Annotated in this window: 22 protein-coding genes; 11 read left to right on the top strand and 11 right to left on the bottom strand. The window is 68.9% G+C overall.

Annotated elements, in window-relative coordinates:
* Positions 1-16: 16 nt before the first annotated feature.
* The 4 genes from AVTE2539_RS22000 to AVTE2539_RS21985 form a co-directional block, all read right to left on the bottom strand.
* Positions 17-1,021, bottom strand: a complete 1,005-nt coding sequence (locus AVTE2539_RS22000) for an ABC transporter permease (RefSeq protein ID WP_272565210.1) — start codon at positions 1,019-1,021, stop codon at positions 17-19.
* The gene (locus tag AVTE2539_RS21995) at positions 1,018-2,619 is read right to left on the bottom strand and encodes a sugar ABC transporter ATP-binding protein (protein WP_284414077.1); all 1,602 of its coding nucleotides are present in this window, start codon (positions 2,617-2,619) and stop codon (positions 1,018-1,020) included. The genes AVTE2539_RS22000 and AVTE2539_RS21995 overlap by 4 nt, the downstream gene beginning before the upstream one ends.
* Positions 2,620-2,730: 111 nt before the next feature.
* Positions 2,731-3,684: a sugar ABC transporter substrate-binding protein gene (locus AVTE2539_RS21990; protein WP_284413892.1), complete on the bottom strand. Its 954-nt coding sequence runs from the start codon at positions 3,682-3,684 to the stop codon at positions 2,731-2,733.
* 419 nt (positions 3,685-4,103) lie between these two features.
* Positions 4,104-5,783 carry an AMP-binding protein gene (locus AVTE2539_RS21985; protein WP_284413890.1) on the bottom strand — a complete coding sequence of 560 codons (1,680 nt, stop codon included), beginning with the start codon at positions 5,781-5,783 and terminating at the stop codon, positions 4,104-4,106.
* A gap of 134 nt (positions 5,784-5,917) precedes the next feature.
* On the opposite strand from AVTE2539_RS21985, the gene AVTE2539_RS21980 reads away from it, so the two are divergent.
* A complete protein-coding gene (locus AVTE2539_RS21980; RefSeq protein WP_284398010.1) occupies positions 5,918-6,841 on the top strand; it encodes an esterase/lipase family protein in 924 nt (307 codons plus the stop codon).
* A 24-nt stretch (positions 6,842-6,865) separates the two neighbouring features.
* On the opposite strand, the gene AVTE2539_RS21975 is transcribed toward AVTE2539_RS21980, so the two are convergent.
* The 6 genes from AVTE2539_RS21975 to AVTE2539_RS21950 all read right to left on the bottom strand — a co-directional run bounded on the left by AVTE2539_RS21975 (position 6,866) and on the right by AVTE2539_RS21950 (position 13,781).
* The gene (locus AVTE2539_RS21975; RefSeq protein ID WP_284413888.1) at positions 6,866-8,437 is read right to left on the bottom strand and encodes a hypothetical protein; all 1,572 of its coding nucleotides are present in this window, start codon (positions 8,435-8,437) and stop codon (positions 6,866-6,868) included.
* A 170-nt stretch (positions 8,438-8,607) separates the two neighbouring features.
* Positions 8,608-9,447 (bottom strand): phenylalanine 4-monooxygenase, encoded by an 840-nt coding sequence (phhA, locus tag AVTE2539_RS21970; protein WP_284413886.1) that lies wholly within the window; start codon positions 9,445-9,447, stop codon positions 8,608-8,610.
* Positions 9,448-9,509: 62 nt separating this feature from the next.
* On the bottom strand, positions 9,510-10,439 hold the full coding sequence (locus AVTE2539_RS21965) for a Bug family tripartite tricarboxylate transporter substrate binding protein (RefSeq protein WP_284414075.1): 930 nt from the start codon (positions 10,437-10,439) through the stop codon (positions 9,510-9,512).
* 127 nt (positions 10,440-10,566) lie between these two features.
* A complete protein-coding gene (hppD, locus tag AVTE2539_RS21960; RefSeq protein WP_284404844.1) occupies positions 10,567-11,703 on the bottom strand; it encodes a 4-hydroxyphenylpyruvate dioxygenase in 1,137 nt (378 codons plus the stop codon).
* A 147-nt stretch (positions 11,704-11,850) separates the two neighbouring features.
* On the bottom strand, positions 11,851-12,828 hold the full coding sequence (locus AVTE2539_RS21955) for a lipase secretion chaperone (RefSeq protein ID WP_284413884.1): 978 nt from the start codon (positions 12,826-12,828) through the stop codon (positions 11,851-11,853).
* An 11-nt stretch (positions 12,829-12,839) separates the two neighbouring features.
* Positions 12,840-13,781: a lipase family alpha/beta hydrolase gene (locus AVTE2539_RS21950; protein WP_272565202.1), complete on the bottom strand. Its 942-nt coding sequence runs from the start codon at positions 13,779-13,781 to the stop codon at positions 12,840-12,842.
* Between the two features lie 171 nt (positions 13,782-13,952).
* Between AVTE2539_RS21950 and AVTE2539_RS21945 the strand changes: the two genes are divergently transcribed.
* The 4 genes from AVTE2539_RS21945 to lnt all read left to right on the top strand — a co-directional run bounded on the left by AVTE2539_RS21945 (position 13,953) and on the right by lnt (position 17,894).
* A complete protein-coding gene (locus tag AVTE2539_RS21945) occupies positions 13,953-14,435 on the top strand; it encodes an Lrp/AsnC family transcriptional regulator (protein ID WP_092745358.1) in 483 nt (160 codons plus the stop codon).
* Positions 14,436-14,580: 145 nt separating this feature from the next.
* Complete coding sequence (locus tag AVTE2539_RS21940; RefSeq protein WP_284413882.1) at positions 14,581-15,306, top strand: GNAT family N-acetyltransferase; 726 nt, start codon at positions 14,581-14,583, stop codon at positions 15,304-15,306.
* A 90-nt stretch (positions 15,307-15,396) separates the two neighbouring features.
* Positions 15,397-16,278, top strand: coding sequence for a CorC family transporter (locus AVTE2539_RS21935; protein WP_272565200.1), 882 nt, complete (start codon positions 15,397-15,399; stop codon positions 16,276-16,278).
* The gene (gene lnt / locus AVTE2539_RS21930; protein WP_284413880.1) at positions 16,278-17,894 is read left to right on the top strand and encodes an apolipoprotein N-acyltransferase; all 1,617 of its coding nucleotides are present in this window, start codon (positions 16,278-16,280) and stop codon (positions 17,892-17,894) included. The genes AVTE2539_RS21935 and lnt overlap by 1 nt, the downstream gene beginning before the upstream one ends.
* A gap of 37 nt (positions 17,895-17,931) precedes the next feature.
* Here lnt and AVTE2539_RS21925 read toward each other — a convergent pair whose 3' ends face one another.
* Positions 17,932-18,858, bottom strand: coding sequence for a LysR family transcriptional regulator (locus tag AVTE2539_RS21925; RefSeq protein ID WP_284398041.1), 927 nt, complete (start codon positions 18,856-18,858; stop codon positions 17,932-17,934).
* A 144-nt stretch (positions 18,859-19,002) separates the two neighbouring features.
* Here AVTE2539_RS21925 and AVTE2539_RS21920 point away from each other — a divergent pair, with 144 nt between their 5' ends.
* The 6 genes from AVTE2539_RS21920 to gmhB all read left to right on the top strand — a co-directional run bounded on the left by AVTE2539_RS21920 (position 19,003) and on the right by gmhB (position 26,210).
* The gene (locus AVTE2539_RS21920) at positions 19,003-20,076 is read left to right on the top strand and encodes an asparaginase (protein ID WP_272565197.1); all 1,074 of its coding nucleotides are present in this window, start codon (positions 19,003-19,005) and stop codon (positions 20,074-20,076) included.
* A 214-nt stretch (positions 20,077-20,290) separates the two neighbouring features.
* Positions 20,291-20,830, top strand: a complete 540-nt coding sequence (gene fabA, locus AVTE2539_RS21915; RefSeq protein ID WP_284413878.1) for a 3-hydroxyacyl-[acyl-carrier-protein] dehydratase FabA — start codon at positions 20,291-20,293, stop codon at positions 20,828-20,830.
* On the top strand, positions 20,827-22,053 hold the full coding sequence (gene fabB / locus AVTE2539_RS21910) for a beta-ketoacyl-ACP synthase I (RefSeq protein WP_284413876.1): 1,227 nt from the start codon (positions 20,827-20,829) through the stop codon (positions 22,051-22,053). The genes fabA and fabB overlap by 4 nt, the downstream gene beginning before the upstream one ends.
* Before the next feature lie 221 nt (positions 22,054-22,274).
* Positions 22,275-23,219 carry a glycine--tRNA ligase subunit alpha gene (glyQ, locus tag AVTE2539_RS21905; protein WP_284398394.1) on the top strand — a complete coding sequence of 315 codons (945 nt, stop codon included), beginning with the start codon at positions 22,275-22,277 and terminating at the stop codon, positions 23,217-23,219.
* A 32-nt stretch (positions 23,220-23,251) separates the two neighbouring features.
* Complete coding sequence (glyS, locus tag AVTE2539_RS21900) at positions 23,252-25,555, top strand: glycine--tRNA ligase subunit beta (RefSeq protein ID WP_284413874.1); 2,304 nt, start codon at positions 23,252-23,254, stop codon at positions 25,553-25,555.
* A gap of 58 nt (positions 25,556-25,613) precedes the next feature.
* Positions 25,614-26,210 (top strand): D-glycero-beta-D-manno-heptose 1,7-bisphosphate 7-phosphatase, encoded by a 597-nt coding sequence (gene gmhB / locus AVTE2539_RS21895; RefSeq protein WP_284413871.1) that lies wholly within the window; start codon positions 25,614-25,616, stop codon positions 26,208-26,210.
* Positions 26,211-26,272: the final 62 nt, after the last annotated feature.

Here is a 26,272-nt window from a genome sequence, read left to right as displayed (position 1 = left end):
CGGGACGGCCGTGGGATTAAACGGCTGCCCGGCGCTGGCGCACGGTATCGACGATCACGGCGGCCACGATCACGCAGCCGGTGATGATGCGTTTGCTCGGCTCGCTCGCGCCGATCTGCGCCAGGCCTGCCTCCAGCACCGCGATGATGAGCACGCCGAACGCGGTGGTGATGACCGAGCCGCGCCCGCCCATCAGGCTGGTGCCGCCGATCACCACGGCGGCGATCACCTGCAGCTCCATGCCGGTGCCGGCATTGGGGTCGGCCGCTTCCAGGCGCGCGGACTGCATCAGCCCCGCCAGCCCGGCCAGCAGGCCGGTGAGCGCGAACACCGCGATGCGGATGGGGCGCGGGTCCACGCCGGCCAGGCGCATGGCCTCTTCGTTGGTGCCGATGCCCACCAGGCACCGGCCGAACACCGTGCGCGACAGCACCAGCTGCGCCACCACCACCAGCACGAGGGCCAGCACGAACGCCACCGAGACGCCGCCCGCCACGGGTGCCGACAGCCAGGAGATCGCATCGCCCACGTATTGCGTGCGCGAATCGGTCACCACGTAGGCGCCGCCGCGCACCGCCTCCAGCATGCCGAGCGAGACGATGAACGAGGGCAGGCGCCAGGCCACCGACACCGCACCGGTCACCGTGCCGCAGATCAGGCCGGTGGCCAGCGCCAGCGCGGCCGCGGCCGGCACGCTCCATTTCCACTGCAGGATGGCGGCGGCCGACGTGGCCGCCGACAGCGCCATCACCGAGCCCACCGACAGGTCGATGCCCGCGATGATGAGCACGAACGTCATGCCCACCGCCATCACGGCCAGCGCCGGGATCTCGTTGGCGATGGTGACGAAGGTCTCGCGGCTCCAGAAGTACTCGGACATCCACGAAAACAGCACGACCATGCCGACCAGCACGGCCGCCAGCCCCAGGAAGGTGCCCAGTTGCGTGCGCCAGACGGAGGCGGATGTGGCGGCGGAAGAAGAAGGGGCGGCGGCCTGGGGCGCCGGTGCGGGGGTGTTCATGCGGAAAGGGGTTTTTGGGCGGCCGTGCGGCCGCCGGGTTCGGAAAAAGCGGCCGCGAGCAGGGACTGTTCGGTCCACTGGCCGCGTTCGAACACGGCCACCAGGCGCCCGGCGCTCATCACGCCGATGCGGTCGGCCATGGCCATCAGTTCGCGCAGGTCGGAAGACACCATGCACAGCGCGCGCCCGGCGTCCGCCATGCGGTCGAGTTCGGCATACAGGTCGGCGCGCGCGCCCACGTCCACGCCGCGCGTGGGCTCGTCCAGCAGCAGCACGCGGCCGTCGCGGTGCAGCCAGCGGGCGAACACCACCTTCTGCTGGTTGCCCCCCGACAGCTGGCCCACGGGCTGCTCGGGCCCGCGGCAACGCACGCCCAGCGTGCGGATGAAACCCTGCACCACGCTGCTTTCGTGCGCCCGGCGCAGCCAGCCCAGGCGCGAGACGGCCGACAGGTCGGAGAGCGTGGCGTTCACGCGGATCGGCTGCGTGAGCAGCAGGCCCTGCGACTTGCGGTCCTCCGCCACCAGCCCGATGCCCGCCGCGATGGCCTGCATCGGCGAGGCGAAGCCGCGCGGAATGCGGCGTTCGCGCGGCTCGTGGGAATCTTTTGCTATTGAATTTGTAGCGGTATGCCCTAGTACTGATTGTGCTGGAGGCCGATTTGGATCATGTCCTTCGGACAGCACCACCGTGCCCCGGTCCGCCCGGTCGGCGCCGAACAGCAGGCGCAGCAGCTCGGTGCGGCCCGAGCCCACCAGGCCGGCGATGCCGAAGACCTCGCCCGCGCGCAGCTCCAGGTTCACGTCCTGTACCGCCGTGCCCCGGCCCAGGCCCTCGGTGCGCAGCACCACCGGGCCGGCCTGGCGGCGTGGGCGGTGTTCCAGGTCGCTCACCGCGCGGCCCACCATGCGCTGCACCAGATCGGCCTCGCTCAGGCCGGCCATGGGGCGGGCATCCACCAGCGCGCCGTCGCGCAGCACGGCCACGCGGTCGGCGATGCGGCGCAGTTCCTCCAGCCGGTGCGACACGTAGACGATCGCCACCCCGCGCGCCGTGAGCCGCGCGATCTGCTCGAACAGGTAATTGGTCTCCCGCGGCGTGAGCATGGCGGTGGGCTCGTCCAGCACCAGCACGCGCGTGTCGTCGTGCAGGTTGCGGGCGATCTCCACCATCTGCTGCTGCCCCAGCCCCAGGCGCGCGACCGGCGTGGCCGGGTCGATGTCGGTCAGGCCGATCTTGGCCAGTTGCGTGCGGGCCGCCGCATGCAGGGCGCCGCGGCGCAGCCAGCCCGCGCGGTGCGGCAGGCGGCCCATCAGCAGGTTCTCGGCCACGGTGAGCGTGGGAATCAAGCCCAGCTCCTGCATGACCATGCGCACGCCCTGGCCCTCGGCGTCGCGGCGCGAGGCGGGCGCGTAGGGGTGGCCCGCGAGCCGCATGCTGCCGCGCGAGGCCGGCTCCAGCCCGCACAGGATCTTGGACAGCGTGCTCTTGCCCGCGCCGTTCTCCCCGGTGAGGGCCAGCACCTCGCCCGCATGCAGCGACAGCGTCACCGTGTGGAGCACCGTGGTGGCGTGGTAGTCCTTGCCCACGCCGATCATCTCCAGCAGGGGGGCGGACGCGGGCGCGGCGGCGGGCGGCAAAGGGGGCACGGGGTCGGTCCTCAGGTCAAAGGCGGCAGGCGAGGAGGTCGGCAGGCGCTGCGGGCGCGCTTACTTGCTGTCCTTGGTGACCAGCACCACCTCGGTCTTGACCTCGGCCGGCAACTGGGCCTGCGGCGTCTTGGCGGCCAGGGCCTTCTGCACCAGCTCGATGCCGAACACGGCCTGCTTGGCGGCGTACTGGTCGGCCGTGGCGAGCACGCGGCCATCGGCCAGCATGGGCTTGATCGCGTTGATGTTGTCGTAGCCCACCACCTGCACCTTGCCGACTTTGCCGGCGGCCTTCACCGCGGCCACCGCGCCCAGCGCCATGCTGTCGTTGCCGGCCAGCAGCGCCACCAGGTCGGGGTGCTCGCGCAGCATGCCGGCGGCGACCGTGTTGCCCTTCTCGATCTCCCACTGGCCGGACTGCACGCCCACCACCTTGATGTTGGCGGCCTTCATCGCATCCTGGAAGCCCAGCGTGCGCTGCTGCGCGTTGAACGTGGTCGACACGCCTTCGATGATGCCGACCTTGTCGCCCGCCTTGATCGATTTGGCCAGGTAGTCGCCCACCAGCTTGGCACCCGCGCGGTTGTCGGGGCCGACGAAGGGCACGGTCAGGTTCTTTTCCTTGAGTGCGTCGGTGTCCAGGCGGTTGTCGATGTTCACCACCAGGATGCCCTTGTCCACCGCGGCCTTGACGGCCAGCACCAGCGCCTTGGAATCGGCCGGCGCCAGCACGATGGCGTTGACCTTCTGCGCCACGGCCTGCTCGATCATCTTGATCTGCGCGGCAGTGTCCGTCTCGTTCTTGATGCCGTTGGCCACCAGCGTGTATTCGCTGGCATGCGCCTTCTGGTGCGCCTTGGCGCCGTCTTCCATGGTGCGGAAGAACTCGTTGGCCAGCGATTTCATCACCAGCGCGATCTTGGGCTTGTCCTGCGCGAACGCGGGCGAGGCCAGCAGGCCCCCCAGCACGGCGAGGGCGGCGGCGGTTTGAACGGAGCGGCGGGTCAAGGGCATGGTGTCTCCTGGAAAAGGCGTTGTCGGGATACGGAATGCGCCGGTTGCGGACCCGATGGGGCTGTCGAAAGAGCCCTGATCGCCATCCGGAAAAACCGCCGCGGACCGCCATGGTAGCGAAAGCAAACGTTTGCGCAAACGTTTGCGCGTGGGGATTATCCCTGAGCCCAGGGGGCAGTGGTGCTTGGGAAGGGGGCCGGCGGGCAGCTGCGGCCGGAAAAGAAACGGGGTGCGCGCACAGGGGCGCGGGCCGGCTGAAGGAGGGCGAACGGGTGTTTGCCGGCCTGCGGGAGACCGGCAACGGGACCCGGGCGGGCTGAAATCAGCGGATGCAGCTGTTACTTCCGCGTGCCACCCGTCCGGGCGGCGCGTCATCCGCCGCGGGCTGCCACGGTCCGGCGTGCGCCGGCCGGACTCAGTCAGCTGCGCAGTTCCCGGCGCAAGATCTTGCCCACGTTCGTCTTGGGCAGCGCATCGCGGAACTCGATGTGCCGGGGCCGCTTGTAGCCGGTGAGGTGCTCGTGGCAGTAGCGCTCCACGTCTTCCTCCGACAGCGCCGGGTCGCTTTTCACCACGAACACCTTGATGGCCTCGCCCTGTTTCTCGTCCGGCACGCCGATGGCCGCGCATTCCAGCACGCCGGGGCACAGCGAGATCACCTGCTCCAGTTCGTTGGGGAACACGTTGAAGCCGCTCACCAGGATCATGTCCTTCTTGCGGTCGATGATGCGGGTGTAGCCGGCCTCGTCCATGATGCCGACGTCGCCCGTGCGCATGAAACCGTCCGCCGTGAAGGCCTTGGCGTTCTCCTCGGGCTGCTGGTAGTAGCCGGTCATTACGTTGGGGCCGCGGATGCAGATCTCGCCGGACTGGCCGATGGGCAGGCTCTCGCCGGCATCGTCCTTGATGGCGATGTCGATGCCCGGCAGGGGCAGGCCGATGGTGCCGGTGAACTGCGTGTTGTTCACCGGGTTGTTGGTGCCGATGGCGCAGGTCTCGCTCATGCCCCAGCCCTCGATCATGGTGCTGCCCGTCACCTTCTGCCACTGGCGCGCCGTGCCCTCCGAAGCGGCCATGCCGCCGGCCTGCGACACGCACAGGTGCGAAAAATCGAGCGCGGCGAACTGCGGGTTGTGCAGCAGCGCGTTGAACAGCGTGTTGACCGCCGGCAGCATGTGGAAGGGCCGCTTCTTCAGCACCGCGACGAATTTCGGAATGTCGCGCGGGTTGGGGATCAGCGTGAGGTGCGAGCCCTGGCGGATCGCCAGCAGGCACAGCGTGAGCGCGAAGATGTGGTACAGAGGCAGCGCCGCGATGCTGTTGGCATGGCGCACGTCTCCCACTTTGGACAGCGCGGGCGTGAACCACGCCTCGGCCTGCAGCGTGGCGGCCACGATGTTGCGGTGCGTGAGCACCGCGCCCTTCGACAGCCCCGTGGTGCCCCCGGTGTACTGCAGGAAGGCGGTGGAATCCAGCGTGGCGTGGCTGGGCGCCAGCGTGCGCCGCTCGCCCAGGGCCAGCGCCTTGTTGAACGGCACCACCTGGCGGCCGTTGGTGAGCGGAATCTCGTAGGCCGGCACCATCTTGGCCAGGTGGCGCACGGCGAACGTGATCCAGCGCCCGAAGGCCGCGCCCAGCAGGTCGCCCATGCTGGCAACGCACACGTGCCGCACGGCGGTGCGGTCGATCACCTCGGCCAGGGTGTGGGCGAAGTTCTCCAGGATCACGATGGCGGTGGCGCCGGAATCCTTGAGCTGGTGCTCCAGCTCCCGTGCGGTGTACAGCGGGTTCACGTTCACGCAGGTGTAGCCGGCGCGCAGCACGCCCGCCATGGTCACGCCGAACTGCGGCACGTTGGGCAGCATGATGGCCACGCGCGCCCCGGGCTCCAGTCCCTGGCCCTGCAGCCAGGCGCCGAGCTGGGCCGACAGGCGGTCGAGTTCGCCGTAGGTCATCCACCGGTCCATGCAGACCGAGAAGGGGCGGTCGGCATGCTTGCGGAACGACTCCTCGAACAGGTGCGGCAGCGAGCGGTACTGCTCGGGCTCCACGCTGTGCGGCACCCCGGGAGGGTAGTTTTTCAGCCAGATCCGTTCCATGCGGTCGTCCCTTTCGTGCGCGGGTGGAGGTGGGCACGATTGTGGAAGCGGCTCGCGCCCTGTCCAGGGGGCTTGTCCTATGCCCGTCCCGCAAGTGACATGATGCGGACTCGTTTTTTTCAGGAGCACCGGTCTTGACCAATGCACGATGGCAACGCGGAATGGTGGTGTGCAACCTGCTGCTGGCCGCCGGCTGGCTGGTGTGGCAATGGCCCCACTCGCCCCTGCGGGCGGTGGCGGGCCTGGCCGCGGTGATGCTGCTGCTGCGGCTGTTCATGGGGCTGCAGTTCGTGTGCATGGTCCGCGTGAACCGGCAGGCCAGCCGGGCCGACGGGGTGCCGGTGCCGTCGCTGGCGCAGGTGGTGCGCGCCTGGTCGGCCGAGGCGCGCTGGGCCAGCGTGGTGTTCGGATGGTGGCAGCCGTTTCGCTCCACCGCCGTGCCCGACTGGCTGCCGCCCCCCGTCACCGGCGGCCCGCCGCCCGCGCGCGGCGTGGTGCTGGTGCACGGCTTCATCTGCAACCGCGGGTTCTGGACGCCCTGGATGAAGGTGCTGCGCAGCCGCGGCCACCCGTTCGTGGCGGTGACGATGGAGCCCGCGTTCGGCGCCATCGACGACTATGTGGACACGCTGGACGAGGCGGTGCGCCGGGTCACCGCCGCCACGGGCCGCCCTCCGGTCGTTGTGGGCCACAGCATGGGCGGTCTGGCCGTGCGGGCGTGGCTGCGGGCGCGGCAGGCCGATGCGCGCGTGCACCGCGTGATCACGCTGGGCTCGCCCCACCAGGGCGCGTGGGCGGCGCGGTTCAGCCGGTCCGCCAACGGCCGGCAGATGGTGCCCGGGGGCGAATGGCTGCGGCAGCTGGCGCAGGACGAGCCGCGCGGGCGCGCGGCGCTGTTCACCTGCTTTTATTCCAACTGCGACAACGCGGTGTACCCGGCCGCCACGGCCACCCTGGACGGCGCGGACAACCGCCTTCGCGAGGGCCTGGCGCACGTGCAGATGGCATTCCATCCGCCGGTGGTGCGGGAGTGCCTGGACCTCATCGCGGCCCCGTAGGCCGCAGGGCATTGCCGCCTGCTTCTACGCCGCGGCCGCCGCGGAGCGCCGCGCGTTGAAGTCGTCCGATCCCACGCCCATGTCCTTGCCGTACTGCGGCGACACATAGGCCACGTTGACGCCGGCCAGCAGTCGCTTGAGCTGCTTCACGGCGGCCACGTTGCCGCTGCTGAAATCGTCCGGCAGCGTGAGCCGGTCCTGGTAGGCCAGCTGGAAAGCCCGCTTGTCGTCCGCCGAGCCGTTTTGCGCGGCCTTGAATGCCAGGGCGATTTCCCGCAGGCCCGCATCGGCGGATTCGGGCGTGCCGAAGCCCGCGCGCAGCGCCGCCCGGCCTTCTTCGGTGGAGATGGCCATCACATGGACCGGCACCGGTTTGGCCGCTGGCGCCGGCGCGGCGGGGACCGGGTGCAGCGCCGGCTTGGCGGCAGGGTGCTTTTGCGGGCGGGGCTTGAGGTGCGCCTTGGGCGGCGGAGGCGGAGGCGGGGGCGGCGGTGGAGCGGCGGCGGCCTCCGCTTCGGCCTTGGCGGTGGTTTCGGCCACGGCGGCCGTTTCGGCAGCGGCGGCCGCGTCGGCCGGGGTTTCGGCCGGCGGCTCCGCGGGCGGCATGGTTTGCGGGGCGAACCGTCCCAGGGTGTGGTTCAGGAACTTCTGCAGCGACTGGCCGGTGGTCAGCAGCGACTGGCCGATGTCGGCCAGTTCTTCGCGGATCTCCTGCGACAGCCGCGTCTTGTTCTCCACCATGTGCTGGAGCGCGCCGGACAGCGCATGCAAGGCCGGTGCGGCCTGGGTGGCCAGGCGCTGCACCCGGGCCAGCACCTGCTGGGCCTGCGCGGCGGTGGTGATCTGCACGGTGTTGGCGCTCTCCAGGCCGATGGCCACGGCGGCGTGGGCCACGGACTGGAAGGCCGCCGACGCCGCCTGCAGCTTGGCCGGCAGCACCGAATACCGCGGTTCCATGGGCGCCTGGGCGGAGGCCGAGCCGCTGGCGGCGCTGCTGCCACTACCGCTGCTCTGGAAGGACGGTCTTTGGGGCAGCACCGAAGGGCGGGGCCCCTGCGGGCGCGGGCTGGCGCCCTGCAGGATGGAGGGGCGCACCTGCGGCAGCACCGACACCCGCGGGGGCCGCTGTGCGGCGGCCTCCGGCCGGGCGGGGTCATGCGGCGCTGGGGCCGGGGGAAGCACCGAGCTGCCGAACGCCCCTTGCGGCGCGGGCGCATAGGGCGACTGGAACGTGTTCATCGCCGAATGTGACTGGTACGCCTGGGGCGGCAGAAAGCTCTGGCGCAGCGGCGACTGGTATTGGGGCGGCAGCTTCGAATGGCGCTGGTAGGTCTCGGGCGGCTCGGTGCCGGGCCGCTGGGGCGACTGGAACTGCGGCGGCAGCAGCGAATGCCGCACCACGTGCAGGGGCGCACGCGGCGGCATCGACGGGGCGGACGACAGGCGCCGGGCCAGTTCGGGCAGCGTTGGTTCGGCGGAGGGCGGTTGGCGCCTGCGCCGGACGGGCGCGACGGGCGTCAGCAGCCCCGGCGAGGGATCGACGACGATGCCCGGTGCGGGACGCAGCGGTGACGAAATGCCAGAAATGCGCGACATGGATGGATTCCTCGGGGAATCCGCCGCCAATGTGCCTCGCGCTGGGCGCCAGTTGGACCTTGCGGCGGATGACGGAGTCGATCATCCGCAGCCGCACGGGGCCGCCCCTCCCCCGGCGCGAAGCCATGCCGCCGCGTGCGAAGAAGCGGCGGCCGGCCGGGTGCGCGCCGTCAGGCCGGCATGGCCTCGCGCTCGTCGGCCGCGAACTCGGCCTGGCCTTTTAGGCGCTCGTAGATCGGGGCGAAGTCGGCCGCGGTCATGTCGAACAGCTGCTGGAAGCTGTCGATGATGAAGTAGGTCTGCTGGTAGGTGTCGATCTTGTAGCGCGTGCGCATGGTGCGCTCCAGCTGCAGCGGAATGCGCTGCGGCTCGGGGCTGCGCACCGAATGGGCCAGCTCGCCCGAAGAGCTCAGGATGCCGGCGCCATAGGCCCGCAGGCCGTCGTCCTGGCGGATCAGGCCGAACTCGATCGTGTACCAGTACAGGCGCGACAGCAGCTCGCAGGCGCCCAGGCCGTGGGCCTTGAGGCCGCCCTGGCCGTAGCGCTGCACGTAGTCGGCGAAGACCGGGTTGAACAGCAGCGGCACGTGGCCGAACAGGTCATGGAAGATGTCGGGCTCGACGATGTAGTCGAACTCCTGCGGCGTGCGGATCCAGTCGGTCACCGGGAACTTGCGGTTGGCCAGCAGCGTGAAGAACGGCACCTCGGGGATCAGCCCCGGCACGCCCACCAGTTCCCAGCGCGTGGCCTTGTACAGGCGCTCGTTCACTTCCTCGAAGCGCGGAATGCGGTCGCGTGCGCCGAGCGAGGGCAGGGCCTCGATGAAGGCATCGCTCGCCAGGCCCGGCAGCAGGGCCGACTGGCGCTCGTACAGGCGCCGGTAGGTGTCGTGGTCGGCCGCGGTGTAGGCCTCGTAGTCCTGCGCGCAGGTGTAGTCGGCGTTGGCGCGGGCGTAGTCGCCGCGGGGTGGGCGATCGGATTGTCCGTAGACGACGGGGGGCTGTCCCATGCTTGGCTCCTTGGGTTTTTGTATCCATGCCGCAGCCCCGGGCGTCCTGCCCCCGGCCGCGGCTAATCCATCTTGATCTTTGCGGCCTTGATCAGAAAACCGTACTTGCTGTGCTCCGAGCGCACGAACTGGCCGAAGCTCTCCAGCGTCAGGTCCTCGGGGTCGAGGCCCATCTTCTTGAAGCGCTCCGTGCTGGCCGGCGACTTCATGCCCGCGCTGAAGGCCATGGCGTAGCGGCGGGCATCGGCATCGGGCAGCGCGATCGGGGCGAACAGCCCGAACCACGTCACCACGTTGAAGCCCTGCACCTCGTCGTTGATGCTGCGCACGTCGGGCAGGTCGTCGTCCCGGCCCAGCGAGGTCACGCCCAGCGCCTTCAGCTTGCCCGCCTTGATGAGCGGCAGCGACGAAGCCAGGTTGTCGAACACCAGGCTCACTTCCTGGGCCTGCAGCGCCTTGAGCGCCGGGGACGAACCCTGGAACGGCACGTGCGCCATGCGCGTGTTGGTCAGCGACTTGAACATCTCGGCCGCGATGTGGCCGATGCTGCCGTTGCCGCCCGAGCCGTACTTGAGCTGGTCCGGGTGCTTCTTGAGGTATTGCACCAGTTCGGTCGTGCTGCCGATGTTCAGGCTCTTGGCCTGCTCGGCGCTCATCACCAGCACGTTGGGCGTGCGCGCGACGAGGGCGATCGGCTTGAAGTCCTTGATCGGGTCGTACGGAAAGTTCTTGTACAGCCAGGGGTTCACCGCATGCGTGGCCACCGCGCCCATCACCAGCAGGTTGCCGCCGGCCGGGGCTTTCGCCACCAGATCGGCGCCGACGTTGCCGCCCGCGCCGGGCTTGTTCTCCACCGCCACGTTGCCCAGCGCCGCCTTGGCGCCTTCGGCAACGATGTGGGCCGAGGCATCGACCGGCCCGCCCGCAGGGTAGGGCACGATGATCTTCAGCGGCGCGGAAGGGGTCTGCGCGTGCGCGGCAAGTCCTGTCATGCACAGCAATGCACCCCCCAGATAGGCACTGGCGTTCAATAACTTCACGGTATCTCCTCCGGGTCTAAGACGTGCCGCAGTATAGAGATGCGTTGCCGTGAAGCTGCATTCGGTTACAGGCGCTGTCTCAGTCGGACTTCAGCACGCCCCGGCGCATCTGGTCGAGCTCGATGCTCTCGAAAAGCGCCTTGAAATTGCCGTTGCCGAAGCCGTCGTCGCCCTTGCGCTGGATGAACTCGAAGAAGATCGGCCCGAGCTGGTTCTCGCTGAAGATCTGCAGCAGCAGAGCGTCCTTCTTGCCGTCCACGAGGATCTTGCGTCGGTGCAGTTCGGCCAGCGGCTCGCCGTGGCCGGGAATGCGCTTGTCCACCAGTTCGTAGTAGGTGTCGATGGTGTCCAGCAGGCGCACGCCGGCGCCGCGCAGCGCGTCCACCGTGGTGTACAGGTCGTCCGAGCCCATGGCGATGTGCTGGATGCCCTCGCCGTTGTACATGTCCAGGTATTCCTGGATCTGGCCGGCCTTTTCCTTGCCCTCTTCGTTGATCGGGATGCGGATCTTGCCGCAGGGGCTGGTCATGGCCTTGCTCTTGACGCCGGTGACCTGGCCTTCGATGTCGAAGTACTTGATCTCGCGGAAGCCGAACAGGCGCTCGTAGAACCCGGCCCATTCGTTCATGCGGCCCCGGTGCACGTTGTGCGTCAGGTGGTCGATGTAGGTCAGGCCATGGCCGTGGGGGTTGAGCGCCTCTTCGGCCGACACGCCGGGCAGCGGCTCGAAGTCCACGTCGAAGAAGCCGATGTTGCCGATGTCGCCGGGCTGCGCGCCGCCCTTGCCGCGCCAGCGGTCCACCAGATAGATCAGGCTGTCGCCGATGCCCTTGATGGCGGGAATGTTCAGCTCGCCCGGGCCGGCGGTGCCGGCATAGCCCCAGGCGCCCAGCCCCAGGGCGCGCTCGTAGGCGGCCTTGGCATCGTGCACGCGGAAGGCGATCGCGCAGACGCTGGGGCCGTGCATGCGCGCAAAGCGCTGCGCGAAGCTGTCGGGTTCGGCATTGATGATGAAGTTGATCTCGCCCTGGCGGTACAGGGTGACGTTCTTGTGGCGGTGCCGTGCCACGGGCTTGAAGCCCATGCCTTCGAACACCTTGCCCATGGCCTGCGGATCGGGTGCGGCGTATTCGATGAATTCGAAACCGTCGGTGCCCATGGGGTTCTCCCAGGCGGCGGTCTGTTGCGTGGCTTGCTCGGGCAAGGCTGCGTTCATTGGCGTCTCCGTTCGTGGATGGATGTCTGCCATCCACTTTAGGCCGTAGAGACTCAGCATTCGGGCGAAATCGTGCCCCCGGCGAGCCTGTTTTGCAGGAAACCTGCATGAATGGCGGCAATGCCGCAGCCGAAGGTTGTCCGGCGGTCAGCGGACCTGTGCGGGCAGCGCCCGCAGCGCCATGGCGCCTTCCAGGCGGAGCTGCTCCTGCGGCGTGAACAGCTCCGACCGCAGTTGCGCCAGCCGGGCCGAAGAATACCCCGAGCCCATCGCCGCCTGGTACTGGTCGAGCCGGCCCTGCCATTGCCGGTCCTGCGTGTCCATCTGGGCCAGCCGCTGCGCGGCTTCGGCGCCGTATTCCGCACTGCGCGCGCTGAAGCGGGCCGTGGCGTCCATGCCCTGGGCGTCGAAGTCCGCGGTCTGCCGGGCCAGGCCCACGTGCGCCACCGCTTCGCTGCGCTGCGCCTGCAACGCGGGGCCGAGGGCGCTTTCGGCCTGCTGCAGGGCCGCGCTTTTCTGGTCGGCCGTGAGCGACGGGTCGCGCTCGATCTCCAGCCGGGACAGCAAATACTCGTCCATCTGCGCATCCGCGGCGAACAGGGCCTGGTACTCGTCCGGCTCGAAGGCGGCCATGCGCACCTTCTGGCGCGCGGCCAGGGCCTGGCGCAGGGCCTGGGGATCGCGCAGATCGGCGGGCGCCTGCAGCCGCCCCAGCGCCACGCGGTAGTCCACGTAGCGGTGGGCCAGCGCCAATGCGCGGGTGGCGACGTGCGGCGGGAAGAACTGGCCGATCAGACCTTCCAGCCGTGCTTTCAGAAGGCCGGGCTCCGGCGCTTCGCCCGCCGCGTGCAGCAGGGCTTCCAGCGTGTCGCGCAGGCCGGGTCCCAGCAGCGGGTCGTCACTGGCGGCGGCCACGGGCGGTGCGGGCGCGTCCCACACCGCCGGCGTGGCCGGACTGCGAGCGCGGGTGCCCTCAGCCATGGCCGAGTCGGTCTCGGCGCCCGGTGTGCGGGGCGCCTGCTGCGCCGGGCCGCCCGCGGTCCACCAGATCAGGGCGGCGGCCGCAGCGATGCCGCACGCCGCCAGTGCCGCACCGGGGATGCGCGTCACTGGCCGGTGCGTCATGGTTCGGCTTGTCACAGGCCCGCTTTCTTGAGGCGGTTGGCCTGGTCCAGGTACAGCGTGACCGGGTCCACCGACAGCCAGTCCCGCAGGCCGAGCAGTTGGTTGATCTCGTCCAGATGGTTCTGGCGGTAGTCGCCCAGGTGTTTGCCCAGGCGCGCCGAGCAGGCCGACACCAGGCCGTCGTTGGCCTCGTTGAACACCAGCCCGGTCGTGGCGAGCAGGGCGTCGCTGGCATCGAGCACGTTGGTGACCGTGCGCACGCCGGTCCACGAGTAGTAGCGCACGCCGTTGACCAGGTCGGCCCCGTCGCCGCAGCCGCTGGTGGGCACGCCCGCGCCGAAGCGCTGGTTGAAGCGCGCCGAACCTTCGGTGGTGAGCGAATCCAGCGCCGCCGTCGGCATCTGCGGCAGGCCGCTGCCGCCCGAAGAAAGGTTGATGAGCGCCACCAGCGCCGAGGCCGCCTGGCTGGCCACCGCCTCGCTCACGCTGCCCTTGGGCGCGACCCCGCGCACCACGTCGGCCACGCGCGAGCCGCGGTTGACGCCGCCCACGGAGGTGACCGACGCCACCCACTGCGGCGCCACCCCGGCGACGTACCGCGCCGTCGGGCCGCCATGCGAATGGCCGATCAGATGGACCTTCTCGGCGCCCGTGAGCGCCCGGATGTTCTTCACCTGGGCCAGCAACTGCTCGCCCCGCACCTCGGTGCTGTTGGCCGCCGATACCTGCGCCACGAACACGCGGGCGCCATCGCGCTGCAGCGCCTGCGGAATTCGGTAGAAGTAATCCACGCCCAGCGCGGAATCGAATCCGAACAGGCCGTGCACCAAAACAATGGGGTAGCGGGTCTGCGCGTAGCCGGACTGGGCGCTGGCGCCCTGCAAGCCCTGCAATGCGAACGCGGCCAGGACGAAAGCGAAACCGCGCAGCAGGCGGCTGAATGCAACGAACATGGTTTGTCTCCGGTGGTGGTGTGAAAACACTCTCTCTTATAAAAAAGAACGACCGTTCTTTTTTGGAGATTTTGCGACGATGCGCCGTCTTCCACATCGGGAAATACGTGCATCCGGCGGCCGTGGAATCCACCTTCGCAGTTGGCCCCAAGCTCCGTAGAATCCTGCGCCATGACCGCTGACCACGCACTCGACAAGCTCGACCGCGCCATCTTGCGCTGTTTACAGGTAAACGGACGCGAGACCTACGACGAAATCGGGGAGCGGGTGGGGCTGTCGCCCAGCGCCGTGCTGCGTCGCGCCAAGCGCCTGGAGGACAGTGGCGTGATCGACCGCTACGTGGCGCTGGTCCGGCCCGAGTCGGTGGGCCTGGGCCTCACGGCCTACCTGAACGTGCGCCTCGAAAAGCACACCGAGAGCCACAAGCGCAACCCCATGGACCTGTTCCGCGCCAGCGTGCAGACCTGGCCCGAGGTGGTGGAGTGCGCCGCGCTCACGGGCGAGATGGACTACCTGCTGCGCGTCGTGGTGGCCGACATGGCGCACTACAGCCGCTTCATCATGGACACGCTGCTCAAGCACCCCAGCGTGCAGGATTGCAAGACGAGCTTCGTGCTGGACCGCGTGAAGGCCACCACCGCCGTGCCGGTGTAGCGCGCAGGCGCTCATGAATCCATAGCTGCCCAGGCCCTCGGGCCCATCGGTGGCGTCGTTTCGAGGCGGGGGCCTTCGCCCGCCGCGCCGCAGTGCAACAAAAAGTTTGGTCAGATATAAGGGAAAACCCTAAAATCTCGCCATCATGATCCCCACCCAAGACTGGCTTCGCGCGTCCCCCGATGCAGGCGGCACTGTGCTGCGCAGCGAAGCGCCCCGTCCGCCGCACCGGCGGGGCAGCTCGCCGGTCATGGTGCCGATCCGCTCGCTCGGCCCCGGGCACCGCGAGCGCATCGCCGCCCACCTGCTGCGGCTGGAGCCTGCGGACCGCTACCTGCGCTTCGGCTACGCCGCCAGCGACGAACAGGTGCAGCGCTATGTGGACCAGCTGGATTTCGTGCGCGACGAGATCTTCGGCATCTACAACCGGCGGCTGGAACTCATCGCCGTCGCCCACCTCGCCTACGCCGATTCGCCAGAGCATCAAAGCTGCGCCGAGTTCGGCGTGTCCGTGCTGGGCCAGGCGCGGGGGCGCGGCTTCGGCGCGCGGCTGTTCGATCGCGCCGTGATGCACGCGCGCAACCAGGGCGTGAGCATGGTGTTCATCCATGCCCTGAGCGAGAACACCGCCATGCTGAAAATCGCGCGCAATGCCGGCGCCACCGTGCGCCGCGACGGCTCGGAGTCCGAGGCCTACCTGCAGCTGCCGCGCGCCGGCCTGGACACCCGCATGGCGCAGATGGTGGTGCACCAGTTCGCCGAGATGGACTACCGCTTCAAGAAGCAGGCCCGCCAGTTCTGGCGGCTCCTGGCCGGGCTGCAGGAAGTGCGGCGCGGCGTGCGCGACGGGCGCCACCAGTCGGCCGAATGACGTCAACGGGCGCCCGGCAGGGCCGCCAGCGCGGCGCTTCCGCTATCCTTGGGGCCTGATCAACCACCGCACGTCCTGCATTCCAAGACCGTGTCCGACCCCCATTCCGCGCGCCCGTCCGAACGAGAGGACAAGCGCACGTTCCTGCAGCGGCTCGTCGAGTTCATCCACCCCGGCCCGGATTCGACCGACGAGCTGATCGCCACCCTGGCGGAAGCCGAAGACAACCAGATCATCAACGCCGATGCCCGCGTGATGCTCGAGCGCGTGCTGCGCATGGCCGAGATGCGGGCCAGCGACGTGATGGTGGCCGCCCCGCGCATGGACCTGATCGACATCGAGGCGCCGTTCGATGCCCTGCTGCACCAGGTGATCGACACCGCGCACTCGCGGTTTCCCGTCTATCAGGGCGAGCGCGAGAACATCATCGGCATCCTGATGGCCAAGGACCTGCTCAAGCTGCAGCGCGCGCCGGAGCTGAACATCCGCGCGCTGTTGCGCCCTGCGGCCTTCGTGCCGGAGAGCAAGGGGCTGAACGACCTGCTGCGCGAGTTCCGCGTGAACCGCATCCACATGGCGGTGGTGATCGACGAGTTCGGCCGCGTGGCCGGATTGGTCACCATCGAGGACGTGCTGGAGCAGATCGTGGGCGAGATCGAGGACGAGTTCGACATCCCCGAGGACGAGGGCGACATCTTCGGCCTGGCCGACCGCACCTACCGCGTGAGCGGCGACACCCCGGTCGAGCGGGTGGCCGAGGCGTTCGGCGCGGTGCTCGCGGGCTCCGACCGGACCGAGCCCTTCGACACCATCGGCGGCCTGATCGCGCACGAGATGGGCCGTGCGCCCAAGCGCGGCGAGACGCTCGACCTGGGCGGCCTGCGGTTCGTCGTGCTGCACACCAAGGGCGGCGCGGTGCGCTGGTTCAAGGTGTCGCCGGTTCCCGCCGAAGACGACCGGGCTGCGCACTGATGGGCGCCGCTGGCGCGCGCCGCGGCCCGCTCGGGCCGGTGGCGCTGGCAGGGGGGCTCGCGCTGCTGGCGGGCCTGGCGCAGGCCGTCTCGATCGCCTGGCCCTTCGGCGGCGAGCCGGTGTGGTGGCTGCAACTCCTGTCCCTGGGCGGTTTCGCGCGGCTGCTGCTGGCCAGCCGCAGCGCCCGGCAGGCCGCGGTGCTGGGGTGGCTCTTTGCCACTGCCTGGCTGACGGGCACCTTCTGGTGGCTCTTCATTTCCATGCACACCTACGGCGGGCTGGCCGCGCCGCTGGCCGCGCTCGCGGTGGTGGGGCTGGCGGCGTTTCTGGGCAGCTACTACGCGGTGGCTGCAGGGTGTTTCAAGGCCCTGGGGCAATCAAATCGCCGGCATGCTGCTATCGTTTTCGGAGCGTTCTGGCTGCTGGCCGAGTTGGCGCGCGGCCAGTGGTGGACGGGCTTTCCATGGGGCGCCGGCGGCTACGCACACATCGAAGGCCCGCTGGCCGTGCTGGCGCGGTCGGTCGGGGTGTACGGCATCGGCTGCGTCGCGGCCGTGCTGGCCATGCTCGTGGCCCAGGGGCGGCGCAGCGACCTGCGCAGCCTGAAGGCATGGGCCCTGGTGGGCCTGGCCGTGCTGGCCTGGGCCGGGCTGGCGGTGCAGCGCCACTGCGCCGTCGAGCTGTGCCACACGCCGATGCAGCGCCCCGCGCCGCTGTCGCTGGCGCTGCTGCAGGGCAACATTCCCCAGGACGAGAAATTCCAGGCCGGCAGCGGCGTGCCGACCGCCCTGCGCTGGTATGCCGAGCAGCTGCGCAGCGCCCAGGCCGCGCTGGTGGTGGCGCCCGAGACGGCCATCCCGCTATTGCCGCAGCAACTGGTGCCGGGCTACCTGGATTCGGTCACCGCGCGCTACACCCGGGCCCCCGCGGCGGGGCAGGGCGCCGGCCGGCAGGCAGCGCTGCTGGGCATTCCGCTGGGCGACATGGCGCTGGGCTACACCAACTCGGTGATGGGCTTCGCGCCCGGGCAGGCCGCGCCGTACCAGTACGACAAGCACCACCTCGTGCCCTTCGGCGAGTTCATCCCGCCGTTCTTCCGGTGGTTCACCGAGATGATGAACATCCCGCTGGGCGACTTCAACCGGGGCGCCGTGGGACAGGCGCCGTTCCTCTGGGCGGGCGAGCGCATCGCGCCCAACATCTGCTATGAGGATCTGTTCGGCGAAGAACTGGGCGCGCGCTTCACCGACCCCGCCCAGGCGCCGACGATCTTCGTGAACCTGAGCAACATCGGCTGGTTCGGCGATTCGGTGGCCATCGACCAGCATCTGGCCATCAGCCGCATGCGTGCGCTGGAGTTCGAGCGCCCCATGGTGCGGGCCACCAACACCGGGGCCACCGCCATCATCGACCACCGGGGCGTGGTCACGCAGCGCCTGCCGTCGCACGTGCGCGGCGTGCTGACCGGCGAGGTGCTGGGACGCAGCGGGGCGGTCACTCCCTACGCGTATTGGGTCTCGCGCTGGGGCCTGTGGCCGCTGTGGGCGCTGGGCGCGCTGGTGGCGGGCTGGGCCTGGGTGCGCCGGCGCCGCGCCCGCAGGGCCGCCACCGCCTGAAACCCCCCGCGCGACTGGCGCCGACCGAAGGGCCGGCTCAGAGCGCGGCCGCTTCGGAGGGCGCGCGCGCCATCGTTTGCATGAGCACGTCCGACAGCAGGGCCAGCATGCGGGCGGCATGGCGGTCCGGCGGGCGGTTGGCGGCGTGGTAGGCATGCAGTGCCATCGGTGGCAGGTCGCGCAGCGGCACCGCGGTGATGGCGGCCGGGTCGAGGTTGCGCGCGGTCAGGAAATCGACCACCGTCCACCCCATGCCGCGCTTGACCAGCGCCAGGGCCAGCTGCGAGGTCTGCATCTGGATACCCAGTTCGGTGTGCACGCCCAGGCTCTGCGCCAGTTCGGCCATGGGTTGGCGCATGGGCTCGTCGCCCAGCAACTGGATCATGGGCGTGTTGGCCAGGAACGTGATCGGGTCGGACCGGTTCAGCCGCACCGCGCGCAGCCAGATGTCCCGCGCCACGGCGATGAACAGCGGCCCACTCACCAGGATGCTGCTCTCCAGCTGCGGGTGCGGGTGATCGTAGAAGCCCAGCGCGAAATCCACCGAGCGGGTGAGCAGCGCCTGCGCCATCTGGTCCTGGTGCAGGGTGCGCACTTCCACGCGCACCCGGGGCGATTGCTGGGCATGGCGCTCCAACACCGCGGGCAGGAATTCGTGCGTGACGGACGGAATCGCCGCCAGCCGCACCAGGCCGCCCTCGGGCTGGCGCAGGTTGTGCGCGGTGCGGCGCAGCGCGTCGAGCTGGCTGTGGATCTGGCTGGAGGCGGTGAACAGCGCCTGCGCCTCCGGCGTGGGCAGCAGGGCCCCGCGGGCCCGGCTGAACAGCGCGTAGCCCAGTTGCAGTTCCGCGTGCGCGATGGTCTTGCTCACCGCCGAGGGTGTGATGTTGATCAGCCGGGCAGCCGCGCTCATGTTGCCGGTCTGCATGACGGCCTGGAAGACTTCGAGTTGGCGGAGATTCATCGCAGGGGAGGGAAAACGAGAATATGACCGGAAGTCACACCCGGCCGGCGATTATTCCCCACAGCCCGCCATGCGGCTTCCTACCATACGGCACCCGCGGAAATGCCGCGGGCACAAAAAGTGTCATTCATTACGGAGACTCACATGCTTTCCCCTCTGAAACTGAAGCGCCTGCTGGCCGGCGCCGCCTTCGCAGCCTGGGCCGTCGTGGCCGCGGCCCAGCCCGCCGCCAAGCCCAATGTCGTGGTCCTGGCCACGGGCGGCACCATTGCCGGCGCGGGCGCCTCGGCGACCAACAGCGCTTCCTACGCCGCGGCCAAGGTGCCGGTGGACAAGCTCATCGCGGGCCTGCCCGAGCTGGCGAACGTGGCCAACGTCAAGGGTGAGCAGGTCTTCCAGATCGCTTCGGAGAGCTTCACCAACGAGCAGCTGCTCAAGCTGGGAAAGCGCGTGTCGGCCCTGGCCAAGCAGGCCGACGTGGACGGCATCGTCATCACCCACGGCACCGACACGCTGGAGGAAACGGCGTACTTCCTGAACCTGGTGGTGCGAACCGACAAGCCCATCGTGGTCGTGGGCTCCATGCGCCCCGGCACCTCGCTGTCGGCCGACGGCGCGCTGAACCTGCTGAGCGCCGTCTCGGTGGCGGCCAGCAAGGATTCCTCGGGCAAGGGCGTCCTCGTGACCATGAGCGACGAGATCCAGAGCGGCCGCGACGTGGTCAAGGGCGTCAACATCAAGACGCAGGCGTTCCGCAGCCAGTGGGGCCCGCTGGGCATGGTGGTGGAGGGCAACAACTACTGGTTCCGCGCGCCGGTCAAGCGCCACACCGCGCAATCGGAGTTCAACATCGACGAGATCGAGACGCTCGCCCCCGTGGAGATCGTCTACGGCTACGGCAACGTGCCGCGCTCCACGGTGGACGCCGTGGGCCGCTCGGGCGTCAAGGCGCTGATTCATGCCGGCACCGGCAACGGCTCGGTGGCCGACCGGGTGGTGCCTGCACTGCAGGAACTGCGTGGCCAGGGCGTGCAGATCATCCGCTCCTCGCGCATCGCCGACGGCTTCGTGCTGCGCAACGCCGAGCAGCCCGACGACAAGTACGACTGGGTGGTCGCCCACGACCTGAACCCCCAGAAGGCCCGCATCCTGGCCGCCGTGGCGCTGACCAAGCCCCAGACCAGCAAGGACCTGCAGCGCATCTTCTGGCAGTACTGACCGGGGCCCGATCCGCGCGGCCGCACGCCCGTGCGGCCTGCGCTGACGCGGTCCGGCGCGGTCCGCTTTCATGAAATTAGGGAATCACCCTTGGCCCTGTGTCACAGTCGGCCCTCCGTGTGCCTTGATAATGGATGCCCCGCCACTGAAAAGACCTCGGTGGCGCGCAATCAAAATCCGGCGGGCGCACCGCCGATCTGGAGCACGACTGACAATGGCTGATTCCTTTTCCTATGAACAACTGATCGCCTCCGGCGAGGGCAAGCTGTTCACCCCTGACAGCGGACGACTGCCGCTGCCGCCCATGCTGATGTTTGACCGCATCACGCACATCGACAGCGATGGTGGGGCGCATGGGCTGGGGAAAATCCGGGCCGAACTCGATGTGCGCCCCGACCTCTGGTTTTTCGACTGCCACTTCCAGGGTGATCCGGTCATGCCGGGTTGCCTGGGGCTGGATGCCATGTGGCAGCTCATCGGTTTCTACCTCACCTGGCTGCAGCTGCCGGGCCGGGGCCGCGCCCTGGGCGCGGGCGAAGTCAAGTTCACCGGCGAAGTCGGCCCGAACGTGAAGCTCGTCACCTACGAAATCGACATCAAGCGCGTGATCAAGCGCAAGCTGGTCATGGCCATCGGCGATGCCCGCCTGCTGGCCGATGGCCAGGAGATCTACGTGGCCAACGACCTGCGCGTGGGCCTTTTCAAGCGTGAAGACGGGAAGGACGGAGCACCCGCAGTGGGAGCCACGGCATGACCATGAAGAAGCGCGTCGTCATCACGGGTGCGGGCATCGTCTCGTGCATCGGCAACGACCAGCAGGCAGTGACCACGTCGCTGCGCGAAGGCAAATCCGGCATCCGCGCCATGCCCGAGTTCGCCGAACTCGGCCTGCGCAGCCAGGTGGCGGGCGCGCCGCAGATCGATCTGGACGCGCTCATCGACCGCAAGCAGCGCCGCTTCATGGGCGATGCCGCGGCGTACGCCTACCTGTCGCTGAAGGACGCCATCGCCCAGTCCGGCCTGTCGCCCGCCCAGGTGTCCCACCCCCGCACCGGCCTCATCATGGGCTCGGGCGGCGGCTCGCCGGCCAACCAGATCGAGGCGGCGGACACGCTGCGCTCCAAGGGCATTCGCCGCGTGGGGCCCTACCAGGTCACGCGCTGCATGGGCTCCACCGTGTCGGCCAACCTGTCCACGGCATTCGCCATCAAGGGCATCAATTTCTCGATCACCTCGGCCTGCAGCACCTCCGCGCACTGCGTGGGCATGGCGGCGCAGCAGATCGCCTTCGGCCTGCAGGACGTGATGTTCGCGGGCGGCGGCGAAGAGCTCTCCTGGGGCCTGGCCACGCTGTTCGACGGCATGGGCGCCATGTCGGCCAAATTCAACGCCACGCCCGAGACGGCCTCGCGCCCCTACGACGTGGACCGCGACGGCTTCGTGATCGCCGGCGGCGGCGGCGCGCTGGTGCTGGAGAGCCTGGAGCACGCCCAGGCCCGCGGCGCCACCATCCTGGCCGAGATCGTCGGCTTCGGCCTGTCGTCGGACGGCGAAGACATGGTCGCGCCCTCGGGCGACGGCGCCATCGCCTGCATGCGCCAGGCCATCGCCGAAGCGGGCGGCGGCACGATCGACTACGTGAATACGCACGGCACGTCCACCCCCGTGGGCGACCTGCCCGAGCTGCGCGCGCTGCGCGAGGTGTTCGGCGACGCGGTGCCACCGTTCTCCTCCACCAAGTCGCTCACCGGCCACTCGCAGGGCGCGACGGGCGTGCAGGAGGCGATCTACTGCCTGTACATGCTGCAGGGCGGCTTCATCGCCGGCTCGGCCCACATCGAAAACCTGGACCCGGCCGCCGAGGGCATGCCCATCGTGCGCACCTCGCGCGATGCCGAGCTGACCACGGTGCTGTCCAACAGCTTCGGCTTCGGCGGCACCAACGCCAGCCTGGTGCTGCGCCGCTGGCAAGATTGAGTGGGCGCCCGCGGTGCACCCGCGGTGCATTGCTATGAAGATGATAGCTGCCAGCGCTTGATAAGTAAGCGGTGGCGGCTATTTTTGCATGCGGGCGTGGCGGCCCCGTGCCGGGCGTGGCCGATGCGCCGGGCGCGCCTCGTAAAATCGACCGCTTTTGCGCGCGCCTGCGTGCAAACCCTCTCTACCAACCGCATGGCCCCGCCATGCCAGACACACGCATGTTGACCTTCCAGCAAATCATCCTGAAGCTGCAGTCGTACTGGGCCGAACAGGGCTGCGCGCTGCTGCAGCCCTACGACATGGAAGTGGGCGCCGGCACCTCGCACACCGCCACCTTCCTGCGCGCGCTGGGCCCCGAGCCCTGGAAGGCCGCCTACGTGCAGCCCAGCCGCCGCCCCAAGGACGGCCGCTACGGCGAGAACCCCAACCGCCTGCAGCACTACTACCAGTTCCAGGTCGTGCTCAAGCCCGCGCCGGCCAACATCCTGGAGCTGTACCTGGGGTCGCTGGAGGCCCTGGGCTTCGATCTCAAGAAGAACGACATCCGCTTCGTCGAGGACGACTGGGAGAACCCCACGCTCGGCGCCTGGGGCCTCGGCTGGGAGGTGTGGCTCAACGGCATGGAGGTGACGCAGTTCACCTACTTCCAGCAGGTCGGCGGCATCGACTGCAAGCCCGCCACCGGCGAGATCACCTACGGCCTGGAGCGCCTGGCGATGTACCTGCAGGGCGTGGACAACGTCTATAACCTGACGTGGACCGATGGCCTCTCCTACGGCGACGTGTACAAGCAAAACGAGGTGGAGCAGTCCACCTACAACTTCGAGCATTCCGACGCCGACTTCCTGTTCACCGCGTTCAGCGCGCACGAAAGCCAGGCCCAGCACCTGATGGAGCAGCAGCTCGCCCTGCCGGCCTACGAGCAGGTGCTGAAAGCCGCGCACAGCTTCAACCTGCTGGATGCGCGAGGCGCCATCAGCGTGACCGAGCGCGCGGCCTACATCGGCCGCATCCGCAACCTGGCCCGCGCCGTGGCCAAGAGCTACCTCGACAGCCGCGCGCGGCTGGGCTTTCCCATGGCGCCCCAGGAATGGGCCGCCGAAGTGCTGGCCGACCTGGCCCGCGCCGACCAGCAGCAGCAACAGCAGAAGAAGGCGGCCTGAGGCACGCACGCGCAGCAGGAACACAGACCACCATGACCCATCCGAATCTTCTCGTTGAACTGTTCGTCGAAGAACTGCCCCCGAAGGCCTTGCAAAAGCTGGGCGACGCCTTTGCGGGCGTGCTGTTCGAGCAGCTGCAGGCTCAAGGCCTGGCCGCGCCGGGCTCGCGCCTGACGGCCTTCGCTTCGCCGCGCCGCCTGGCCGCGCACATCACCGAGGTGGCGCCTCAGGCCGCCGACAAGGCCGTCTCGCAAAAGCTCATGCCCGTCGCCGTGGGGCTGGATGCCACCGGCAACGCCACGCCCGCGCTGCTCAAGAAGCTGGCCGCCCTGGGCGCCGACGCCTCCGCCGTGGCCGCGCTGCGCCGCGTGCCGGACGGCAAGGCCGAGGTGCTGTTCCATGACAGCACTGTGCGCGGTGCCACGCTGTCCGAAGGCCTGCAGAAGGCCCTGCAGGAATCCATCGCCAAGCTGCCCATCCCGAAGGTGATGCGCTACCAGCTCGCCTCCGGCTGCGAGCAGCCCGGCTGGACCAGCGTGAGCTTCGTGCGCCCCGCGCACGGCCTGGTGGCCCTGCACGGCACCGAGGTGCTGCTGTCGGTGAAGGCGCTGGGCCTGACCGCCGGCAACACCACCCACGGCCACCGCTTCGAGGCGGCCGTGGACCCGGTCGTCGTCACCAGTGCCGACAGCTACGCCCAGCAGCTGGCCGAGCAGGGCGCGGTGATCGCGAGCTTCGCCGAGCGCCGCGCCGAGATCGTGCGCCAGCTGCAGGCCGCGGCTGCGCGCGTGGGCGGCGGCGTGCGTCCCATCGAGGACGACGCCCTGCTCGACGAGGTGACCGCGCTGGTCGAGCGCCCCAACGTGCTCATCTGCGAGTTCGAAAAAGAGTTTCTCGATGTGCCGCAGGAGTGCCTGATCCTCACGATGAAGGCCAACCAGAAGTACTTCCCGCTGCTGCAGGCCGATGGCCGGCTGTCGCACCAATTTCTGGTGGTGAGCAACATCACGCCGGCCGATGCGAGCGCGGTGGTGCAGGGCAACGAGCGCGTGGTGCGCCCGCGCCTGGCCGATGCCAAGTTCTTCTTCGACAAGGACCGTCAGAAGAGACTTAGCTCCCGTGTCGAGGGCCTAAGTACAGTGGTTTATCACAGCCAATTAGGCATGCAGAGTGAGCGTGTAGCGCGTGTGCGCGCCATTGCACGAGAAATTGCATGCCTCATAAATCAAAAAACTGTGTCGAATGACGGCAGTTCCTCCCTGGAACAAGACATCGCCATGCGTGAGGCTGGGGTCGCGCTTGAAGTGAATGCGGACATCGCTGTTAAGTTATCTAAGGCAGACCTTCTGACCGACATGGTGGGTGAGTTTCCTGAATTACAGGGCACTATGGGTCGTTATTACGCGCTTCACGATAAGTTGCCCGTTGAAGTCGCTAATGCTATTGAAGATCACTACAAACCGCGGTTTTCCGGTGACGATTTGCCGCGTGAGAATATTGGCCTTGTCGTTGCTATGGCTGATAAGTTGGAAACGCTGATTGGCATGTTCAGTATCGGCAACCTGCCCACGGGCGATCGCGACCCGTTCGCGCTCCGCCGTCATGCACTTGGCGTAATCCGCATGCTTGTCGAGCGTGATTTGCCTCTGGATGTAGACGTTCTTTTGAATAAGTCCGCATTAGCGTTCAATGACGAGCGCATTCAGCGAGCCGTTTGGGACGCGCAGCAGGCAAAAGAGATTGAGGCGAAGAAGCAAGCAGGCCGGATTTTTGTTCATGCGTCTGGTTTTTCTCCCCGAGAATTCGACGCTGCAACAGTGTCTAACCTCACCGACTTCATGTACGACCGCCTCGCCGGCAGCCTGCGCGAGCAGGGCTACAGCGCGCAGGAAGTCGATGCCGTCATCGCCCTGCGCCCGCAGCGCCTGTCGCTAGTGCAAAAGCAGCTCGCCGCCGTGCGCGCCTTTGCCGAACTGCCCGAGAGCCCGGCCCTGGCCGCGGCCAACAAGCGCGTGGGCAACATCCTCAAGAAGGCCGAGGTGGCCGGGCCCGTGGACCCGCACGTCAACCCCGACCTGCTGCAGGAAGAGGCGGAAAAGAACCTCTACGCCGCGCTGCAGCGCTTCGTGCCCGAGGCCGATGCGCAGTTCGACGCGGGCGACTACACCGCCAGCCTGCAGACGCTGGCCGTGCTGCGCGCGCCGGTGGATGCGTTCTTCGACGACGTGATGGTCAACGCCGAGCAACTGGACCTGCGCCTGAACCGCCAGGGCCTGCTCAAGCGCCTGCACGTGGCCATGAACCGCGTGGCCGACCTGTCCCGGCTGGCGGCCTGAGGCAGGGGGCCGCGCTGGTGGTAGGCTGGCGCAGTCTTTCACCAGGCGCTCCCACACCATGAAAATCGCCATCCTCGACCGCGACGGCACGCTCAACCCCTCGGGCGAGAGCTTCATCGCTTCGCCCGACGAGTGGACCCCGCTGCCCGGGGCGCTGGAGGCCGTGGCGCGGCTCAACCATGCCGGCTGGCATGTCGTCGTCGCCACCAACCAGCCCGGGCTGGGGCGCGGGCTGTTCGACGTGATGGCGCTCAACGCCATCCACGCCAAGCTGCACCGCAAGCTCGCGGCGGTGGGTGGGCGCATCGACGCCGTGTTCTATTGCCCGCACGCACCCGACGACCTGTGCGCCTGCCGCAAGCCGGCGCCGGGCCTGATGGAGCAGATCCGCGACCGCTACGGCGTGGAGGGCGACGAGGTGCTGGTGGCCGGCAACTGCGTGGAGCATCTGCGGGCCGGTGCGGCCATCGGTGCGCGCCTGCATCGGGTCGGTGCGTCCCAGGCCGCCGAAGCGACCCTGGTCGCCTCGGGCGATGCCCTGCTGCCCAGCCCGTGGCCCGAAGGCACGCAGTTCCATGCCAGCCTGGCCGACTTTGCCGACCATGTGGCCGCGCAATCCGCCGTGGCGGCGCCGGGCCTGAACATCGCTGTCTGATGTGCTATTAATTTAATAGCTGCAACGGCATATATTCCTAGGGCATGAGCCCGAAAACACCC

It is taken from the genome of Acidovorax sp. SUPP2539 (genome assembly GCF_030158975.1).
Classification (GTDB): domain Bacteria; phylum Pseudomonadota; class Gammaproteobacteria; order Burkholderiales; family Burkholderiaceae_C; genus Paracidovorax.
Note: the sequence above shows the minus strand (reverse complement) of the source record. Positions and strands in the feature narration are given on the sequence as shown.

What these genes read in the sequence shown, in the direction of transcription:
- fabA (WP_284413878.1), top strand. Translation starts at nt 20,291, where the DNA reads ATGGCTGATTCCTTTTCCTATGAACAACTGATCGCCTCCGGCGAGGGC.
- glyS (WP_284413874.1), top strand. Translation starts at nt 23,252, where the DNA reads ATGACCCATCCGAATCTTCTCGTTGAACTGTTCGTCGAAGAACTGCCC.
- AVTE2539_RS21920 (WP_272565197.1), top strand. Translation starts at nt 19,003, where the DNA reads ATGCTTTCCCCTCTGAAACTGAAGCGCCTGCTGGCCGGCGCCGCCTTC.
- AVTE2539_RS21925 (WP_284398041.1), bottom strand. Translation starts at nt 18,858, where the DNA reads ATGAATCTCCGCCAACTCGAAGTCTTCCAGGCCGTCATGCAGACCGGC.
- AVTE2539_RS21995 (WP_284414077.1), bottom strand. Translation starts at nt 2,619, where the DNA reads ATGATCGGCGTGGGCAAGGACTACCACGCCACCACGGTGCTCCACACG.
- AVTE2539_RS21940 (WP_284413882.1), top strand. Translation starts at nt 14,581, where the DNA reads ATGATCCCCACCCAAGACTGGCTTCGCGCGTCCCCCGATGCAGGCGGC.
- AVTE2539_RS21945 (WP_092745358.1), top strand. Translation starts at nt 13,953, where the DNA reads ATGACCGCTGACCACGCACTCGACAAGCTCGACCGCGCCATCTTGCGC.
- fabB (WP_284413876.1), top strand. Translation starts at nt 20,827, where the DNA reads ATGACCATGAAGAAGCGCGTCGTCATCACGGGTGCGGGCATCGTCTCG.
- phhA (WP_284413886.1), bottom strand. Translation starts at nt 9,447, where the DNA reads ATGGGACAGCCCCCCGTCGTCTACGGACAATCCGATCGCCCACCCCGC.
- AVTE2539_RS21950 (WP_272565202.1), bottom strand. Translation starts at nt 13,781, where the DNA reads ATGTTCGTTGCATTCAGCCGCCTGCTGCGCGGTTTCGCTTTCGTCCTG.
- glyQ (WP_284398394.1), top strand. Translation starts at nt 22,275, where the DNA reads ATGTTGACCTTCCAGCAAATCATCCTGAAGCTGCAGTCGTACTGGGCC.
- hppD (WP_284404844.1), bottom strand. Translation starts at nt 11,703, where the DNA reads ATGAACGCAGCCTTGCCCGAGCAAGCCACGCAACAGACCGCCGCCTGG.
- AVTE2539_RS22000 (WP_272565210.1), bottom strand. Translation starts at nt 1,021, where the DNA reads ATGAACACCCCCGCACCGGCGCCCCAGGCCGCCGCCCCTTCTTCTTCC.
- AVTE2539_RS21975 (WP_284413888.1), bottom strand. Translation starts at nt 8,437, where the DNA reads ATGTCGCGCATTTCTGGCATTTCGTCACCGCTGCGTCCCGCACCGGGC.
- lnt (WP_284413880.1), top strand. Translation starts at nt 16,278, where the DNA reads ATGGGCGCCGCTGGCGCGCGCCGCGGCCCGCTCGGGCCGGTGGCGCTG.
- AVTE2539_RS21990 (WP_284413892.1), bottom strand. Translation starts at nt 3,684, where the DNA reads ATGCCCTTGACCCGCCGCTCCGTTCAAACCGCCGCCGCCCTCGCCGTG.
- AVTE2539_RS21955 (WP_284413884.1), bottom strand. Translation starts at nt 12,828, where the DNA reads ATGACGCACCGGCCAGTGACGCGCATCCCCGGTGCGGCACTGGCGGCG.
- AVTE2539_RS21985 (WP_284413890.1), bottom strand. Translation starts at nt 5,783, where the DNA reads ATGGAACGGATCTGGCTGAAAAACTACCCTCCCGGGGTGCCGCACAGC.
- gmhB (WP_284413871.1), top strand. Translation starts at nt 25,614, where the DNA reads ATGAAAATCGCCATCCTCGACCGCGACGGCACGCTCAACCCCTCGGGC.
- AVTE2539_RS21965 (WP_284414075.1), bottom strand. Translation starts at nt 10,439, where the DNA reads ATGACAGGACTTGCCGCGCACGCGCAGACCCCTTCCGCGCCGCTGAAG.